This is a genomic window from Sediminicola luteus (assembly GCF_002514735.1).
Taxonomy (GTDB): domain Bacteria; phylum Bacteroidota; class Bacteroidia; order Flavobacteriales; family Flavobacteriaceae; genus HQA918.
Genome location: NZ_NBWU01000005.1, coordinates 479,622 through 499,256, shown reverse-complemented (window position 1 = coordinate 499,256; position 19,635 = coordinate 479,622). Strand labels below are relative to the sequence as shown.

General features: G+C 44.9%; 8 protein-coding genes. 1 reads left to right on the top strand and 7 read right to left on the bottom strand.

Features of this window, described 5'->3' with window-relative positions; genetic code table 11:
• Positions 1-25: 25 nt before the first annotated feature.
• The 4 genes from B7P33_RS17375 to B7P33_RS19700 form a co-directional block, all read right to left on the bottom strand.
• Positions 26-3,691, bottom strand: coding sequence for a gliding motility-associated C-terminal domain-containing protein (locus B7P33_RS17375; protein ID WP_245871824.1), 3,666 nt, complete (start codon positions 3,689-3,691; stop codon positions 26-28).
• Positions 3,692-4,149: 458 nt separating this feature from the next.
• Positions 4,150-6,054, bottom strand: coding sequence for an OmpA family protein (locus B7P33_RS17370; protein ID WP_097443479.1), 1,905 nt, complete (start codon positions 6,052-6,054; stop codon positions 4,150-4,152).
• A gap of 11 nt (positions 6,055-6,065) precedes the next feature.
• Positions 6,066-7,019: a PorP/SprF family type IX secretion system membrane protein gene (locus B7P33_RS17365; protein ID WP_097443478.1), complete on the bottom strand. Its 954-nt coding sequence runs from the start codon at positions 7,017-7,019 to the stop codon at positions 6,066-6,068.
• A gap of 6 nt (positions 7,020-7,025) precedes the next feature.
• On the bottom strand, positions 7,026-11,549 hold the full coding sequence (locus tag B7P33_RS19700) for a gliding motility-associated C-terminal domain-containing protein (protein ID WP_245871823.1): 4,524 nt from the start codon (positions 11,547-11,549) through the stop codon (positions 7,026-7,028).
• 418 nt (positions 11,550-11,967) lie between these two features.
• On the opposite strand from B7P33_RS19700, the gene B7P33_RS17355 reads away from it, so the two are divergent.
• Positions 11,968-13,557, top strand: a complete 1,590-nt coding sequence (locus B7P33_RS17355; RefSeq protein ID WP_097443477.1) for a peptide chain release factor 3 — start codon at positions 11,968-11,970, stop codon at positions 13,555-13,557.
• A 16-nt stretch (positions 13,558-13,573) separates the two neighbouring features.
• Here the strand turns inward: B7P33_RS17355 and B7P33_RS17350 are convergent, their stop codons facing one another.
• The 3 genes from B7P33_RS17350 to rpoC all read right to left on the bottom strand — a co-directional run bounded on the left by B7P33_RS17350 (position 13,574) and on the right by rpoC (position 19,598).
• Entirely contained in the window at positions 13,574-14,707 is a 1,134-nt protein-coding gene (locus B7P33_RS17350) for a methionine aminotransferase (RefSeq protein ID WP_097443476.1), read from the bottom strand.
• Positions 14,708-14,982: 275 nt separating this feature from the next.
• Positions 14,983-15,291 (bottom strand): DUF3467 domain-containing protein, encoded by a 309-nt coding sequence (locus tag B7P33_RS17345; protein ID WP_097443475.1) that lies wholly within the window; start codon positions 15,289-15,291, stop codon positions 14,983-14,985.
• An 8-nt stretch (positions 15,292-15,299) separates the two neighbouring features.
• Entirely contained in the window at positions 15,300-19,598 is a 4,299-nt protein-coding gene (gene rpoC / locus B7P33_RS17340) for a DNA-directed RNA polymerase subunit beta' (protein WP_097443474.1), read from the bottom strand.
• Between the last annotated feature and the right edge of the window lie 37 nt (positions 19,599-19,635).

Here is a 19,635-nt window from a genome sequence, read left to right as displayed (position 1 = left end):
GGGGGAATAAAACATGGTCAGGTGCTTATCGGTTAAGGTATAGGTAACCCGATTTATTTTTCGATTCGCCATTTCTTACATAATTCAAAATGTAGAAATAGGTACCAACGGGTAATTTGTTGTCTTCTTGAATGGTATTCTTATTCTGTGATGTACCATCAAAGTATATGGTTGAATTATCATAGCCCTGGGCTTCATAAACCATGACACCCCAACGGTTATAAATCTGTACTGTATTCTCTGGGAAACGCTCTAGATTTTTGATCTTGAAATAATCATGCACACCATCGCCATTATTGGTCACCACATTGAAAACTTCTATATCCAAATCTTTCGGGTCTGGATCTAAATAATCGGGGATGCCATCACCGTCAGCATCATCATTAGCGAAATTGCCGTCGTTGTTATCATCTTCCTCACGGGTATCGATACCATCTCCGTCGTCATCGGTATCACGATAGTCAACATCTTCGGTACCATCGGTATCGGGTAAATTACTTGCGGGATTATTGATTTCATCGTTGATGTCGAACCCATCGTTTACATCTGTTCCTTCGTAACCATCATCAAGACCATCGCCGTCGGTATCGATTCCTATAAAATCGGTATCGGCCAAACCATTGGCATCGTAGTCATGCCCTTCAATATGATCGGCCACAAAATCATTATCACTATCCAAGTCTAAATAGTCGGGATAATCGGTACCATCGGTATTCTCGGGGGTAATGCCTTGCGAGCCACTGGTTTCATAGACATCGTCCAAACCATTAGCGTTCGCATCGGTACCCGAAGGTGCCAGATAATCGAATGTGGCTTGGGCTTCAACATTATCAGGGATACCATCATTATCAGCATCTAGATCCAAATGATCTGCGTAACCATCGCCATCCATATCCAAAGGGTTGGTTAGTGGGTCATTGTCTTCATCAAGATTGTCGTCTTCTACCGAATCTAGAATACCATCGTTATCATCATCTATATCAATTTCATCGGGAACTCCGTCGCCATCGGTATCGGTTGTTGGGGTATCGTCTATTGGATCCAAGTAATTCGGAATACCGTCATTATCGTCATCATCGTCAGTTGGATCACCGTTGCCATTTCCGTCTTCGTTTTCAGTATCGGTACCATCGCCATCGTCATCGGTATCGCGGTAGTTTACATCTTCGGTTCCGTCGGTATCGGGTAGATCGGTTGCCGGATTGTCTATTTCGTCATTGACATCGAAACCATCATTAACATCGGCACCTTCGTAACCATCGTCCAAACCGTCGTTATCACTATCGGTTCCGGTATACGACCAATTGGGCTGACCGTTGAAATCGAAATCATTACCTTCGTTATTATCGGTCACGGTATCGTTATCACTATCCAAGTCTATGTAATCGGGCACATCGACTCCATCGGTATTTACAGGGATTAGTCCTTCGTTTCCAGTACCTTCATAAGCATCGTCCAATCCGTCGCCATCGCCATCGGTACCCGACGGGGCAATATAACCCGCAGTGGTCTGGGCCTCTACATTATCGGGGATACCATCGTTATCTGAATCGATATCCAAATGATCGGGTCTACCATCATTATCGCTATCGGTAGAATTGGTCAGTGGATCGTTATCGCCATCGATATTGGCATCTTCTACAGAATCCAATATACCATCATTATCATCGTCTAGGTCGAGGGAATTTGGCACGCCATCGTCATCGTCGTCGGTGGGTTGCAAATAATTTGGGGTACCATTACCATCGTCATCGTCGTCGGTGGGGTCGCCATTACCATCTTCATCTTCATCTTCGGTATCGGTGCCATCACCATCATCATCGGTATCGCGGTAGTTTACATCTTCGGTACCATCGGTATCCGGCAAATCGGTGGCTGGGTTGTTTATTTCGTCATTGACATCGAAGCCATCGTTAACATCGGCACCTTCATAACCATCGTCTAAACCGTCATTATCACTATCGGTTCCGGTATACGACCAATCGGGCTGACCGTTGAAGTCAAAATCGTTGCCTTCGTTGTTATCGGCCACGGTATCGTTATCACTATCAGTATCTAGATAATCGGGTTGATCGACTCCATCGGTATTTACAGGGGTTAGTCCTTCGTTACCACTACCTTCATAAGCATCGTCCAAACCGTCGCCATCGGCATCTGTACCCGATGGGGAAATATAACCTGCAGTGGTCTGGGCCTCTACATTATCGGGGATACCGTCGTTGTCGGAATCGATATCCAAATGATCGGGTCTACCATCATTATCGCTATCGGTAGAATTGGTCAGTGGATCGTTATCACCATCGGTATTGGCATCTTCAACAGCATCCAATATCCCATCGTTATCATCGTCTATATCTAGGGAATTTGGCACACCATCGTCATCGTCGTCAGTGGGTTGTAAATAATTTGGTGTTCCGTTACCATCACCGTCATCGTCGGTGGGGTCGCCATTACCATTATCATCTTCATCTTCAGTATCGGTACCATCGCCATCGTCGTCGGTATCGCGGTAGTTTACATCTTCGGTACCATCGGTATCCGGCAAATCGGTGGCTGGGTTGTTTATTTCGTCATTGACATCGAAGCCATCATTAACATCGGTGCCTTCGTAACCATCGTCCAATCCGTCAAAATCGGAATCAATACCCAAATAAGTAGCATCAGGTTGCCCATTAAAATCAAAGTCATTGCCTTCGTTATTATCTAGAACCGTATCGTTATCACTATCAGTATCTAGATAATCGGGTTGGTCGGTAGTATCGGTATTCACCGGGGTTAGCCCTTCATCGCCGCTACCCTCATAGGCATCGTCCAATCCGTCGCCATCGGCGTCGGCACCCAATGGAGCAATATATCCTGCAGTGGTCTGGGCCTCTATATTATCGGGGATACCGTCGTTGTCGGAATCGGTATCCAAATGATCTAGAACCCCATCATTATCACTATCCACGGACTCAGTTAAAGGATTATTATCCCCATCGGAATCAGGTACCTCAACAATATCAAGAATGCCATCGTTATCGTCGTCAATATCTAGTCCATCTTCTACTCCATCATTATCGGTATCCAACACAGCTCGGGTAAATCGGTTGGTATCGTCATTGCTGGTTAAATTTCCTTTGGAATTTACATCGAAAGAAGGGATAATATTCACTAAAAAACCAACATCATTTGCCGTGGAACTCGTTTTCGGCAAAACGGTTACATTAATGTTATACCCAATGCCCGGTTGTAATGGATTTATCAAAGTCCCCTCGAGTATATCATCTCCCGCAGGGTTGTCGAAATAGGTCCAACTGAACATGGCCACGCCGTTTCCGGACAAGGCATTGATGGGATTCGCCATGTCGGTAATCTCCGACTTCCCAAAAATCATATTAATCCTGAAATCATCGCCAGGGTTTACCAGCACATCATCATAACCATTATTAATCACCCTAAAACCATAATCGCCGCCGGCAGGATAGGTAAAGGGAATTGGATTAATACTTGGCGCTGTAACGGCAGGATCGTTTTGCTGCGCTTTCAAACTTGTAGAAACAAAAAACAATATAGCTACTAGCAAATAGAAACCATTCAGACTTAACGAATAAACGGAACGGAATGTTTGCCATAGCGTATTTGCCTTCGAACTGGAAAGCTTTTCGCGACCGGACAGATGTCCTTTGTAGGTTGTGTGCGTTCTAATCATAGAACTGTGGTTTAGTGTTTTTGGGTAAGAAATGGGAATTTCCTACAACAAAATTCAGTGAATTAAACCGCTAAAGGAAAGATTTGTTGTAAAATGAGCTAAAATGTCGATGAAATACCTGTTTTCACGGAAGCCGTTTTCCTGACGCAATAAACGTATTTACCTACAACGAATAAATTGGATGGTTAATCGACGGCTAATATGAAGTACGAAAACCCTTGAGAAAAAATGAGTTGTTCTGTAAGAAAACAATCCTGAATTTTATCAGAAGGTTTTAATAACCAGCATGAAATACAGGAAAAACAACAAATTTTAAATCTCTAATGGCCGTATAAACACCATTCATCATTTTTCCTGGTAATGACCATAACGGCTACCCCAAGAAAGTAGGAGGTTTAGAAAGCCAGAGGGAAAAACCCATAGCCAGTTTATAGAGGTTAATATAATTAAAGGAAATTTTACTCCTTGATTATGAATTCCGATCTTCGGTTCAATTCATGTTCATCTTCCGGACAATTTGCACCATTACCGCAATCATTGATTAACTGGGTCTCTCCAAAACCTATGCCTTCCAATCGAATACGGGCAATTCCTTTAGAGACCATATAATCTACCGTAGACTCGGCACGCATCTGCGAAAGCCATAAATTATAGGCATCCCTGCCCCTAGAATCGGTATGGGATTTTACGGTAATGTTCAAGCTTGGATATTTCTCCATAGCCGCGATTACTTTTTGGATCTCTATCTCGGCATCTGGTCTAACATCATATTTATTCAAATCAAAGTATATAGTACTCAGTTGGAGCAATTTTGCTAAATCGTCGCCATAACCTGCTGTTACAGTTTCCCTTTCCAGATAAAAATCGACTATACCAGGCTTTTCGTTAGATGCTTCCAAATACTCTTCAGAAGGCACATAACCTTGCATTAGGGCCCGAATAAAATTCACTTTGTTGCAATCAATCTCTACTTTATAATTCCCAGCTGCATCAGTAATCGTACTAGACACTTCTTGGTTATTGCCATCAATGACCTTTACAGTAGCACCAGAAAGTACCTCTCCTGATATTTTATCGCGCACCGTACCAGAAATAGGTCTTTGACAAGGGCGTCCGCGATCGCTAAACATAAAAATATCGTCGGTTTCCGTATTACCATTTCTATTGGAGGCAAAATAGCCGACACCTTTTTCGGAATTTATAATAAAAGTAAAATCGTCTTGGGCGCTATTAATTGGCGCTCCCAGGTTTTGGGGTGCTTTACTTAGGTCGGCAGGAACTTCATAAATATCTAGGCCACCCAAGCCTCCCCTGGCATCAGAGGCAAAATACAAGGTACTATCGGCTGCCATAAAGGGGAAGGTTTCGCGACCCTCGGTATTGATTTTATCGCCTAAATTCTCAAACCTTCCAAAGGAACCATCTTCCCTAATCTCTATTTTATAAATATCCGATTGTCCAAATCCACCGGGCATATCGGAGGCGAAATACATAAATTTCCCATCGGGACTTAGGGTTGGGTGGGCTACGGAATAGCGATCACCATTAAAGCGAAGCTCAGCAATGTTTTGCCAACCTTCTTCGGTATGGCTTGCCTTAAAAATCTTTAACCTAATAAAGCCCTCTTCATCCCTTTTGTATTTACCCTCCTTAAAATTGTTTCGGGTAAAATACAGGGTTTGGCCATCTTTACTGAAAGCCGTTGTAGATTCGTGCAACCTAGTATTGACATCTCCGGCCAATTTTACTACATGCTGAATTTGTGCAGAGTCCGTAGTAACCTCGTATAAGTCCAGAAAATCACGCTGGTTCCAAGTATGACGGTATCTGGAAAAATTTCCAGTATCCCGATCGGAAGCAAAAACCAAATGTCCATTATAAAAAGATGGGGCAAAATCGGAATATTCAGAATTATGCTCGAATTTCCCTAATTTAAAACGTGGTCCACTTGTATCATTGGCCGTATCTTTTTCCATAAGTACGGCCCTTAAGTCGTCGTCGGTTCCCTTGGCAAAAAGCTCGAATTGTTCTCGTGCCATTTCCGACTTTCCTAAGGATTTAAGAGTTTGCCCGTATTTAAAGTGATACTCAGGCCCCACTTTATCAGGATATTTTTGCACGAGTTCGCCATAGGCCTTTGCCGCTTGGGAATAATTGGCGTTAAAATAATAGGCATTACCCAATTTTTTTAACAAATCTGGAGATACATAACCTTTCTCCCAGACTTTTTCATAGATATCAATAGCCGGTTTAAAGGAAAATTCCTTGTAATCTTTGTCGGCTTTTTCCAATAATCTTTCTTGGGAAAAACCTAATTGGCCCAATCCTACCATACATAGGATGGCCAGCACCAATTGCCGCATGTTTACACCATTTAAAAGAAACGAGGTGAAACCAGACCACGGAATGCCTTGACCAGTTCAAACCTCAAAAACACCTCAAAGGAGCCGTCATTGAATTGGGTTGCCCCTAATTCGGTAGTCTCCCTATCGTACGCCAGTCCCAGCATGATTTGATCACTAATCTGGAACCCGAATAATCCACTTACAGCGGCATCCCAACGGTAGGCCGCCCCAAGATAGAATCTATCATTTAGCAAAAAGTTGGCCGAAAGATCCACTTGAATCGGTGCACCTGAAACCGCCTTGGTTAAGAATGAGGGTTTAAATTTAAGATTTGGGTTGAGTTCAAACACATAACCACCAATCACATAAAAATTCAACCGCTCCTTAACGAGGAAGGTTGAACCCGAGGTGTCGGCAGAGGAGTTATCAAAATGTTCGGTTTGTAATAAATTAGGAACCGATACCCCAAAATAGGCCACATTGGTGTGGTAATACACCCCAAGGCCCACATTGGGAGAAAACTTATTATCTATATTTTGTTGGGAAATGGGTTCGTTTTCAAAACCTTGAAGCTTACTAAAGTCAAGACTTAACAAACTTCCCCCCGCTTTAAGCCCAAAGGAAAGCTTTTTCTCAAAACCTACATCCAAGGTGTATGAAATCACACCGTCCAAATAAGTTTCTTGAACAGTTCCATCGCCAATATTATCATTAACTATTGATACCCCATAACCCAACTTACTGTTACGTATAGGAGAATGTAAATTTAGGGTCTGTGTTTTTGGTGCTCCTTCTAGTCCCGCCCATTGGGAACGGTATAAGGCGGCAATACTTAGCTGCCCCCTAGACCCGGCATAAGCCGGATTCACACTCATAGTATTAAACATATACTGAGTGTATTGGGCATCTTGTTGTGCCGCTACGAAATGAGAACCTAAAGCCCAAAGAAACAAAAGGGCAAAACATACTTTCTTGTTGTGCATACGCTGCTACTTACTTGTATAAAAATAACCGTTCAAAGTTATGGACTTGTCTTCTTTTACGTAATCAAAAATGTAATAATACACTCCTGAAGGTAAGTATTCTTTTACTTTTACGGTCGAACGACCTCTAGAACGTCCATCGAACACATTATTAACGTTGTTATACCCCTTTCCATTGTATACCTCGATACCCCATCTATTATAAATTCTGAGATTATTATCTGGGTACTGCTCTACACCACGAATAAATAGGAAGTCATTAATCCCATCACCATTAGGCGTTACAAACTCAAAAACCAACAAATCACCACTTATTGAATCATCGGTGGGATCCAGATAATCTGGCGTACCATCATCGTCGGTATCGTCGTCGGTGGGGTCACCGTTACCATTATCGTCCTCGTTTTCGGTATCGATCCCATCGCCATCGTCGTCCAGGTCGCGGTAGTTTACATCTTCGGTACCATCGGTATCGGGTAGGTCGTTGGCCGGATCGTCGATCTCGTCGTTTACATCGAAGCCATCGTTAACGTCGCTCCCCTCATAGCCATCGTCAAGTCCGTCGCCATCGGTATCGGTGCCCGAATAGGTCTGATCGGGTTGGCCATCGAAGTTAAAGTCGTTCCCCTCATTATTATCGGGTACCGTATCATCGTCACTGTCCTGATCTAAATAATCGGGCGTGGTATCGCCATCGGTATCCTCGGGGGTGATGCCTTCGTCTCCCGCGCCCTCGTAGGCATCGTCGAGGCCATCGTTATCGGCATCGTTGCCCGTTGGCGGAATATACCCTTGGGTAGGTTGACCCTCCACATTATCAGGGATCCCGTCGTTGTCGGAATCGATGTCCCTATGGTTCGGGATACCGTTCCCGTCACTGTCCAAGGGGTCGGTCAACGGGTCGTTATCGCCATCATTGTTCGGGTCTTCAACGGTATCCAGGATACCATCGTTGTCGTCATCTATATCGGTATGGTCAGGAACACCATCATCATCCGTATCCGTATCGTCGGTGGGATCGAGGTAATCTGGCGTACCATCATCATCGGTATCGTCGTCGGTAGGGTCACCGTTACCATTATCGTCCTCGTCTTCGGTATCGATCCCATCGCCATCGTCGTCCAAATCGCGATAGTTTACATCTTCGGTACCATCGGTATCGGGTAGATCATTGGCCGGATCGTCGATCTCGTCGTTTACATCGAAGCCATCGTTAACGTCGCTCCCCTCATAGCCATCGTCAAGTCCGTCGCCATCGGTATCGGTGCCCGTATAGGTCTGATCGGGTTGGCCATCGAAGTTGAAATCGTTCCCCTCATTATTATCGGGTACCGTATCATCGTCACTGTCCTGATCCAAATAATCGGGCGTGGTATCGCCATCGGTATCCTCAGGGGTGATGCCTTCGTCGCCCGCGCCCTCGTAGGCATCGTCGAGGCCATCGTTATCGGCATCGTTGCCCGTTGGCGGAATATACCCTTGGGTAGGTTGACCCTCCACATTATCAGGGATCCCGTCGTTGTCGGAATCGATGTCCCTATGGTTCGGGATACCGTTCCCGTCACTGTCCAAGGGGTCGGTCAACGGGTCGTTATCGCCATCATTGTTCGGGTCTTCAACGGTATCCAGGATACCATCGTTGTCGTCATCTATATCGGTATGGTCAGGAACACCATCATCATCCGTATCCGTATCGTCGGTGGGATCGAGGTAATCTGGCGTACCATCATCATCGGTATCGTCGTCGGTAGGGTCACCGTTACCATTATCGTCCTCGTCTTCGGTATCGATCCCATCGCCATCGTCGTCCAAATCGCGATAGTTTACATCTTCGGTACCATCGGTATCGGGTAGATCATTGGCCGGATCGTCGATCTCGTCGTTCACATCGAAACCATCGTCCACATCACTGCCCTCGTAACCGTCGTCAAGTCCGTCACTATCGGTATCGGTACCTGTATAGGTCTGATCGGGTTGGCCATCGAAGTTGAAGTCGTTCCCCTCGTTGTTATCGGGTACCGTATCGTCGTCACTGTCCTGATCGATATAATCCGGGGTCGTGTCGCCATCGGTGTCCTCAGGGGTAACCCCTTCGTCCCCCGTGCCCTCGTAGGCATCGTCCAAACCGTCGTTGTCGGCATCGTTGCCCGTAGGGGGGATATACCCTTGGGTAGGTTGGCCCTCAACATTATCAGGGATGCCGTCGTTGTCGGAATCGATGTCCCTATGGTTCGGGATACCGTCACCGTCACTGTCCAAGGGGTCGGTCAAGGGGTCGTTATCGCCATCATTGTTCGGGTCTTCAACGGTATCCAGGATACCATCGTTGTCGTCATCTATATCGGTATGGTCAGGAACACCATCATCATCCGTATCCGTATCGTCGGTCGGATCCAGGTAATCTGGCGTACCATCATCATCGGTATCGTCGTCGGTAGGGTCACCGTTTCCATTATCGTCCTCGTTTTCGGTATCGATCCCATCGCCATCGTCGTCCAGATCGCGGTAGTTTACATCTTCGATACCATCGGTATCGGGTAGGTCGTTGGCCGGATCGTCGATCTCGTCGTTTACATCGAAGCCATCATTAACGTCGCTCCCCTCGTAGCCATCGTCAAGTCCGTCACCATCGGTGTCGGTACCGGTATAGGTCTGATCGGGTTGGCCATCGAAGTTGAAGTCGTTGCCCTCGTTGTTGTCGGGTACCGTATCATCGTCACTGTCCTGATCCAAATAATCGGGCGTGGTATCGCCATCGGTATCCTCAGGGGTGATGCCTTCGTCGCCCACGCCCTCGTAGGCATCGTCGAGGCCATCGTTATCGGAATCGTTGCCCGTGGGCGGAATATACCCTTGGGTAGGTTGGCCCTCAACATTATCAGGGATGCCGTCGTTGTCGGAATCGATATCCCTATGGTTCGGGATACCGTCCCCGTCACTGTCCAAGGTATCGGTCAACGGGTCGTTGTCCCCGTCGTTGTTTGGGTCCTCAGTGGTATCTAGGATACCGTCGTTATCGTCGTCTATATCGGTATGATCCGGGACACCGTCATCATCGGTATCCGTATCATCGGTGGGATCCAGGTAATCTGGCGTACCATCATCGTCGGTATCATCGTCGGTAGGGTCACCGTTACCATTATCGTCCTCATCTTCGGTCTCGATCCCATCACCGTCGTCGTCCAGGTCGCGGTAGTTCACATCTTCGGTACCATCGGTATCGGGTAGATCGTTGGCCGGATCGTCGATCTCGTCGTTCACGTCGAAGCCATCGTTTACGTCACTGCCCTCGTAGCCATCGTCAAGTCCGTCACCATCGGTGTCGGTACCGGTATAGGTCTGATCGGGTTGGCCATCGAAGTTGAAGTCGTTGCCCTCGTTGTTATCGGGTACCGTGTCGTCGTCACTGTCCTGATCTAAATAATCGGGCGTGGTATCACCATCAGTATCCTCGGGGGTGATGCCTTCGTCGCCCGCACCCTCGTAGGCATCGTCGAGGCCATCGTTATCGGCATCGTTACCCGTTGGCGGAATATACCCTTGGGTAGGTTGGCCCTCTACATTATCCGGGATGCCGTCGTTGTCGGAATCGATGTCACGGAAATCTGCGATGGTATCGGAATCAGTCCTAATCGGAAAAATCCCGCTACCATAAACATCATCCATTCCATTTCCATTATTATCGATACCTGAAGGGGCTATATACTCAAGATGATATTGCGCCTCACGATTATCTAAGACACCATCATTATCAGAGTCAATATCCCGTGTATCTGGAAGCCCATCCCCATCCGAATCAAAAGGTTGTAAACCGGACTCGTACGCATCATCAATATCATTATCATTTCCATCTTCTAAAGGCGGTTGATAATTAGCTATCAACTGGGCTTCTACTTTATCCTTAATTCCATCATTGTCGGAGTCGAAATCCCTAAAATCGGAATACTCATCATCATCCGAATTCAAAGGGATAATACCAAATCCGTAACTTCCCTCATAAGCATCATCTAATCCATTGGAATTTGTATCCAATCCTGATGGAGTCACAAAATATAAAAAGGACTGGGCCTCAATATTGTCGAAGATGCCATCTATATCCGAATCTAAATCTAAATAATCAGGTATTTTTCGGCTATCAGTATTGACCGGATTTAATCCCAATTTTCCATTTTGTTCATACACATCATCCAAGCCATTGGAATTTAGATCATTCCCGCTGGGAGGTACAAAGTCAATATCGGACTGAGCTTCTCTATTATCCAGTATTCCATCATTATCCGAATCAACATCCAAATAATTTGGTATACCGTCACCATCCACATCAGATGGATTGGTAGTATAATCTATGTCCCCGTCAAGGTTTAGGTCCTCCTCAGTATCTAATATCCCATCGTTGTCATCATCTATATCAATATCATTATTAATACCATCACCATCAGAATCTAAAACAGATAATGAAGTGAAATGAAAATAGGGTTCATTGTTTTCTTTTATTACATACCCACCTATTTCAATATCAATGTGGGACATTAAGAATATGGGGCAAACCAATAAAAAAACGATCCGAAAAGAATATTTAATAACAGGTATAAATGGCATCATAGACGTTGGTTCTTAGTTATCAACGCCATAACAATTAAGTAAGAAGGGACACTAAGATTGGGGAATCGCTTCCGGCTCTTAGACAGTTCAAATATACCTCAAATGAAGTATTACATCCGTCAAAAAACCGATAATCGACAAAATGTAGCGCTTAAGCGTATTCTTATTTCGAATTCCTCAAATCAATTCGTTTCCATTGGAGAATCCTTAAAAAACACCTTTTCTTAAGCGCGAAAATCCCCTTTACATCATTTATTCAGCAAAGGGGTTTCAATATTTAGACACAGTCATAGCATAGCAAGTCACATTTTACCAAAATGCCCTATTTTTGCCGGAAATCGAATCCATGGGTTTTCAAGAAGAAATTGCCAAAAGACGTACATTCGGAATCATCTCCCACCCCGATGCAGGTAAAACCACTTTGACCGAAAAACTATTGCTTTTTGGAGGGGCCATTCAAGAGGCCGGTGCCGTAAAGAACAATAAGATCAAAAAGTCGGCCACGAGTGATTTTATGGAAATTGAACGTCAACGGGGAATATCCGTGGCTACTTCTGTTCTGGCATTTATTTATCGTGATAAGAAGATTAATATTCTTGATACACCCGGACACAAAGATTTTGCCGAGGATACGTTTAGAACCCTAACAGCCGTTGATAGTGTTATTGTAGTTATCGACGTGGCCAAAGGGGTCGAGGAACAGACCGAAAAACTGGTAGAGGTCTGCCGTATGCGCAACATTCCCATGATCGTGTTCATCAATAAATTGGATCGTGAAGGTAAGGATGCCTTTGACCTTTTGGACGAGGTGGAGCAAAAACTGGGATTAAGTGTCGTCCCTATGAGTTTCCCCATTGGGATGGGATACGACTTTAAGGGTATTTACAACCTCTACGAGAAAAACGTGAACCTTTTTAGTGGAGACAGCAAAAAAAACATTGAGGAAACCATTGCCATCGACGATGTAAACGACCCTCAATTAGACGAATTAGTGGGTTCTGAAGCGGCAGACACCTTACGGGAGAACCTCGAATTGGTCGATGGGGTATACCCTGCCTTTGATCTCGAAGCCTATCGTGCCGGGACCCAGCAGCCGGTGTTTTTCGGTTCGGCCTTGAACAATTTTGGGGTAAGGGAATTGTTGGACTGTTTTATTGACATAGCACCAGCCCCCCGTGATAAAATGGCTGAGGAGCGTTTGGTAAAATCCGACGAAACCAAATTCTCTGGTTTCGTTTTTAAGATCCATGCCAATATGGATCCCAAACACCGTGACCGCTTGGCCTTTGTTAAAATCGTATCGGGAACCTTTGAACGTAACAAGCCGTACTTGCATGTACGGAATAACAAAAAACTAAAATTCTCGAGTCCGAATGCCTTTTTTGCGGAAAAGAAGGAAATCGTAGATGTCAGTTATCCTGGGGATATCGTGGGATTACATGATACCGGTAATTTTAAGATTGGAGACACCCTAACGGAAGGCGAAGTACTTCATTATAAAGGAATCCCTAGTTTTTCACCTGAGCATTTCCGCTATATCAATAATGCCGACCCTATGAAATCTAAACAATTGGGTAAAGGCATAGACCAGTTAATGGATGAAGGGGTGGCCCAATTATTCACTCTGGAAATGAACGGCCGAAAAGTAATCGGAACCGTTGGTGCCTTACAATATGAGGTAATCCAGTATCGACTGGAACATGAATACGGTGCCAAATGTTCTTATGAGAACTTTCCGGTACACAAAGCTTGTTGGGTATCCGTAGAAGATGAGAAAAACCCTGAGTTCCTAGAATTTAAAAGAGTAAAACAGAAATTTTTGGCCAAAGACAAACAAAATCAATTGGTATTTTTGGCCGATTCGATGTTCTCATTACAAATGACCCAGCAAAAATACCCCTCGGTACAACTACATTTTACATCTGAATTTGATTAAAAGGCTGTTTTTAAGATTATAGTGCATTAAGAATGGCTACTGCTTTCCCCAAGGTTTCATCCTTTTTGGCAAAACAAAACCGTAAATACCCCAATTGCCTACCGAACAGATCTAAACGTGACATGGGAATACTGGCTACCCCTAACTCTTTGGTAAGCCTAATGGCCAAATCTATATCGTTCTCATCGGTAATGGCGGTATAATCCAATACTTGGAAATAAGTGCCTTGGGTTGGCGTGGCCGTAAAACCTGTACCCTGCAGCCCTTTTAAAAATCGATCTCGTTTCGCCTGGAATAAAGCAGGTAGCCCCAAATAGGTCTCTGGTTCTTCCAAATAAGTCGCCATGGCCTTTTGCATGGGATGGTTGACACAGTAAGCGTTAAACTCATGTACCTTTCTATATTCATCCATCAGCAGTTTAGGTGCCACACAATAGCCCATTTTCCAACCGGTATTATGAAAGGTCTTCCCAAAAGATGCCGCAACAAAACTGCGTTTGGCCAATTCAGGCAAACTCGAAGCACTATAAAAGGGCACTTCATCAAATACCATATGGGCATAGACTTCATCACTCAATAACCACAACTTATGTTCAACCACAATCCGCTCTAAAGCTTGCATATCTTCCAAGCTTAAAACCGTACCACAGGGATTATGTGGGTTGTTGATAATAATCATCTTGGTCTTGGTCGTAAGAAGATTGGTTACCGCTCCCCAATCCGGTCTAAAATGTGGGGGTTTTAAGGGAATGGCCACGACTTTGGCCCCAAATAGTTCTACCACTGGCTTGTAAGAATCATAAGCCGGACTAAAGACAATTACTTCATCCCCTTTTTCTAAAACGGAAGCCATAGCACAGAATAGGGCTTGGGTGGCACCGTTACTAATGGTTATTTCTGCATTAGGGTCGTATTGAGCACCATATAAGCGGTCAACCATAGCTGAAATACGCTCTCTAAAACCCAAATCACCGGCCATGGGCGCGTACTGGTTATACCCATCTTGCATGGCCTTGATAACCAATTCGGTTAAATAGGGATCCCCCTCAAAATCAGGGAAGCCCTGGGAAAGGTTTATGGCTTGATGCTGAGCGGCCAAATTGGACATTTGGCTAAAGATAGATTCGGGTTTTTCAGGCAATTTGAACATCTGATCAGGGTTTATTCAATCGGCAAAATAAGGATACGGGTACCCATTACAAAATCCGCTCCTGACCACACCGGCACAAAGCTAGCCAATGTAAGCTACCGAAATCCGTGTTCGTACATGGTCGTACTATTTACCCCAACAGGAGGATTGACAAATTAATCCTTTAAGATTCTCCCTATGATTATAGATTCTGAAGTTATATCCAGTGTCGATTATCGACAAAAAAATCCCGGACACTTTCGTATCCGGGATTTTACGGTTTTTATCATTCAGGCCTACGCCTCGCCAGTTGGACCAAAATTCATGGGTATTGGCGTTTGTTCGTAATCCTTGATAGTGCCATGGGCTTTTTCGAACCGGTTTACATTATCGTTCAATGCTTTTAGGAACTTTTTGGCATGCTGTGGTGTAAGCACGATACGGCTTTTCACCTTGGCCTTTGGCGCTCCTGGCATCATTGAGATAAAGTCTACCACAAATTCAGATACCGAATGGTTGATAATAGCCAAATTGGAATAGATTCCGTCGGCCATTTTTTCGTCCAGTTCAATATTGATCTGTTGCTGGTTCTTGTTATTATCCATGGTGCTGTTTAGAATTTGAATTCTTCCTTACGTGCCATAATCTCATCGTATTCTTCCTTAGAACCTACGATGATGCTCTCGTAATCCTTCATACCGGTACCGGCTGGAATCCTGTGACCGACGATAACATTCTCCTTCAGACCTTCCAATCCGTCGACCTTACCACTTACAGCAGCTTCGTTCAATACCTTGGTAGTTTCCTGGAAGGATGCAGCAGAGATAAACGACTTGGTCTGTAACGATGCCCTAGTAATACCTTGAAGTATTGGGGTGGCCGTAGCAGCAACCGCATCACGGGCCTCAACCAAGTTTTTATCGTTTCTTCTTAAGATAGAATTCTCGTCACGCAATTCACGTGCGGTAATGATCTGTCCAGCCTTAAGATTCTCGGAATCTCCGGCCTCGACCACTACTTTTTTACCGTACATGGCATCGTTCTCCTCGATAAAGTCGAACTTATGTACCAATTGGTTCTCCAAGAAAATAGAATCACCTGGATCTTGGATACGTACTTTACGCATCATCTGGCGAACAACCACCTCAAAGTGCTTATCGTTGATCTTCACACCCTGTAAACGGTAAACTTCCTGTACTTCGTTCACCAAGTATTGTTGCACCGCAGATGGCCCTTTGATAGATAGAATATCTTCTGGGGTAATGGATCCATCGGATAATGGCATTCCGGCACGTACGTAATCATTCTCTTGAACCAAGATCTGGTTCGAAAGTTTAACCAAGTACTTTTTGATCTCACCCAATTTAGATTCGATGATAATTTCACGGTTACCACGTTTAATCTTCCCAAAGGAAACCACACCGTCAATTTCAGAAACCACGGCAGGGTTAGACGGGTTACGGGCTTCGAAAAGCTCGGTTACCCTTGGAAGACCACCAGTAATATCACCCGCTTTGGCCGATTTACGTGGTATCTTAACCAATACCTTACCTTCTTCGATGGCATCGCCATCGTCTACCATAATATGAGAACCTACCGGAAGGTTATACGAACGCAACACTTCATCCTTATCGTTTTTGATAAGTAAGGTAGGGATCAACTTCTTATTTCGAGATTCAGAGATAACCTTCTCTTGGAAACCGGTCTGTTCATCTATTTCTACCTGATAAGTAACCCCTTGCTCTATATTCTCGTAACCGATCTTACCGGCAAATTCAGAAACGATAACCCCGTTAAATGGATCCCATTGACAAACGACATCACCTTTTTTCAGTTTCTGTCCGTCTTTAATGAACAAGTGCGATCCATAAGGAATGTTGTTAGTACTCAAAACGATTCCGGTTTTCTCGTCGATAACCTTAACCTCAGAAGTACGTGAAATTACGATCTTAACGGCGTTACCTTCGGAATCCGTTCCGTTAACGGTACGTAAGTCCTCGATTTCGGCCTTACCATCGAATTTAACTTCGAGACGGTTCTCTTCGGAAATGTTTCCTGCGATACCACCCACGTGGAACGTACGTAGGGTAAGCTGGGTACCCGGCTCTCCAATAGACTGGGCGGCAACCACACCAACGGCTTCACCACGTTGTACCATTTTATTGGTAGACAGGTTACGACCATAACACTTGGCACAAATACCTTTTCTGGCCTCACAAGTAAGGGCAGAACGTACTTCAACCTTATCGATAGGTGAGTTCTCTACACGGGCGGCATCGGCCTCCATGATCTGTTCACCACCTTTAAGTAATAATTCTTCGGTAATGGGATCGTACACATCGTACAAAGAAACCCTACCGATAATACGTTCGGCCAAGGTCTCGACCACCTCTTCGTTTTTCTTCAAGGCGGAAACCTCGATACCCCTTAGAGTACCACAGTCGTCTATATTTACAATCACATCTTGGGCTACATCTACCAAACGACGGGTCAAGTACCCGGCATCTGCCGTTTTCAAGGCCGTATCCGCCAGACCTTTACGGGCACCGTGGGTAGAGATAAAGTACTCTAGAATCGAAAGTCCTTCCTTAAAGTTCGAAAGAATTGGGTTTTCGATAATCTCCCCACCACCGGCGGTAGATTTTTTAGGCTTGGCCATCAGACCACGCATACCGGTAAGCTGACGAATCTGCTCTTTAGATCCCCTCGCTCCAGAGTCAAGCATCATATATACCGAGTTAAACCCTTGCTGATCCTCACGGATACGTTTCATGGAAAGCTCGGTCAATTGGGCATTGGTAGAGGTCCAAACGTCAATTACCTGATTGTAACGTTCATTATTGGTAATAAGACCCATATTATAGTTGGTCATAATACCACCAACCTGGCCACGGGCCTCTTCGATCATGGTGTGTTTCTCGGCTGGGATAATGATATCACCCAATGAGAACGACAAGCCACCTTTAAAGGCGAATTCGTACCCCATGGTCTTAATCTTATCTAGGAAATCGGCTGTAGTTGGCACATCGGTTACGGCCAAAATATCGCCAATAATATCCCTAAGGGCTTTTTTGTTCAATACCTTGTTCACGAAACCAGCAGCTTCCGGCACAACCCTGTTGAACAGGATACGCCCTACCGTAGTTTCGATAATCTGATACACCAACTCCCCTTCTTCGTTAAAGTCTTTGGCACGCACCTTTACTCCGGCGTTCAAGGCTACTTTACCCTCGCTATGGGCAATAACCACTTCTTCCTCAGAATAGAAGGTAGTACCTTCACCCTTCACTTCGAACTCTGGCGTAGACTTACGTTCTTTGGTCATATAGTAAAGCCCCAATACCATATCCTGGGAAGGTACGGTAATAGGCGAACCATTCGCAGGGTTTAGGATATTGTGCGAAGCCAACATTAACAATTGGGCTTCCAAAATAGCCTCTGGGCCCAACGGTAAGTGAACCGCCATCTGATCCCCATCGAAATCCGCGTTAAATGCGGTACATACCAAGGGGTGTAGACGAATCGCCTTACCTTCGATCAGCTTAGGCTGGAAGGCCTGGATACCCAAACGGTGCAATGTGGGGGCCCGGTTCAATAGTACAGGGTGCCCTTTCAATACATTTTCAAGGATATCCCAAACTACAGGCTCTTTTTTATCTATGATCTTCTTGGCGGATTTTACCGTTTTTACGATACCGCGCTCAATCAGTTTACGGATTACGAAAGGCTTGTACAATTCGGCCGCCATGTCTTTAGGCAGACCACATTCGTACAATTTCATCTCGGGTCCAACAACAATTACCGAACGTGCCGAGTAATCTACCCTTTTACCCAAAAGGTTCTGACGGAAACGCCCTTGTTTACCTTTTAAGGAATCGGAAAGAGATTTCAACGGACGGTTGCTTTCGGTTTTAACCGCAGAAGCTTTACGGGTGTTATCGAACAACGAATCTACCGCCTCTTGAAGCATACGCTTTTCGTTCCTTAAGATCACCTCAGGGGCTTTGATCTCCATCAAACGCTTTAAACGATTGTTACGGATAATTACCCTACGGTATAGATCGTTAAGATCGGAAGTAGCGAAACGACCGCCATCCAAAGGTACCAACGGACGCAATTCTGGCGGAATTACCGGAATGACCTTCATGATCATCCACTCTGGGTTGTTCTCGCGGTTGTCTTGCGACTCGCGAAGGGCCTCAACTACCTGCAAACGCTTCAAAGCCTCGGTCTTACGCTGCTTAGAGGTCTCGGTATTGGCCTTATGCCTCAATTGGTAAGACAACTCCTTAAGGTCGATACGGCTCAAAAGCTCGATCAAACACTCGGCCCCCATCTTGGCGATGAATTTGTTAGGGTCGTTGTCTTCTAAATATTGGTTCTCGGTAGGGATACTCTCTAAAATGTTCAAGTATTCCTCCTCGGTAAGGAAATCCATTTTGTTCAACTCTTCCCCTTCCGGACCTTTGGCGATACCGGGTTGGATAACCACATACCTTTCGTAGTAAATGATCATATCCAATTTCTTGGAAGGAAGACCTAATAGATATCCAATTTTATTAGGAAGGGAACGGAAATACCAAATATGGGCAACCGGCACCACCAAGTTGATGTGCCCTACACGATCCCTACGTACTTTTTTCTCGGTAACTTCTACCCCACAACGGTCACAAACGATACCGCGGTAACGGATACGCTTGTATTTTCCACAGGCACATTCGTAATCCTTAACCGGACCGAAGATACGCTCACAGAAAAGACCATCACGCTCTGGTTTGTGCGTACGGTAGTTAATGGTCTCAGGTTTTAAAACCTCCCCTTTGGAAGCAGCCAAGATAGACTCTGGCGATGCCAAACCAATGGAAATCTTATCGAACCTTTTAGGAGTATTGTTATCTTTTATTCTAGCCATGATAAAATGCTATGCTATTTAAAACGTATTCTTAAAA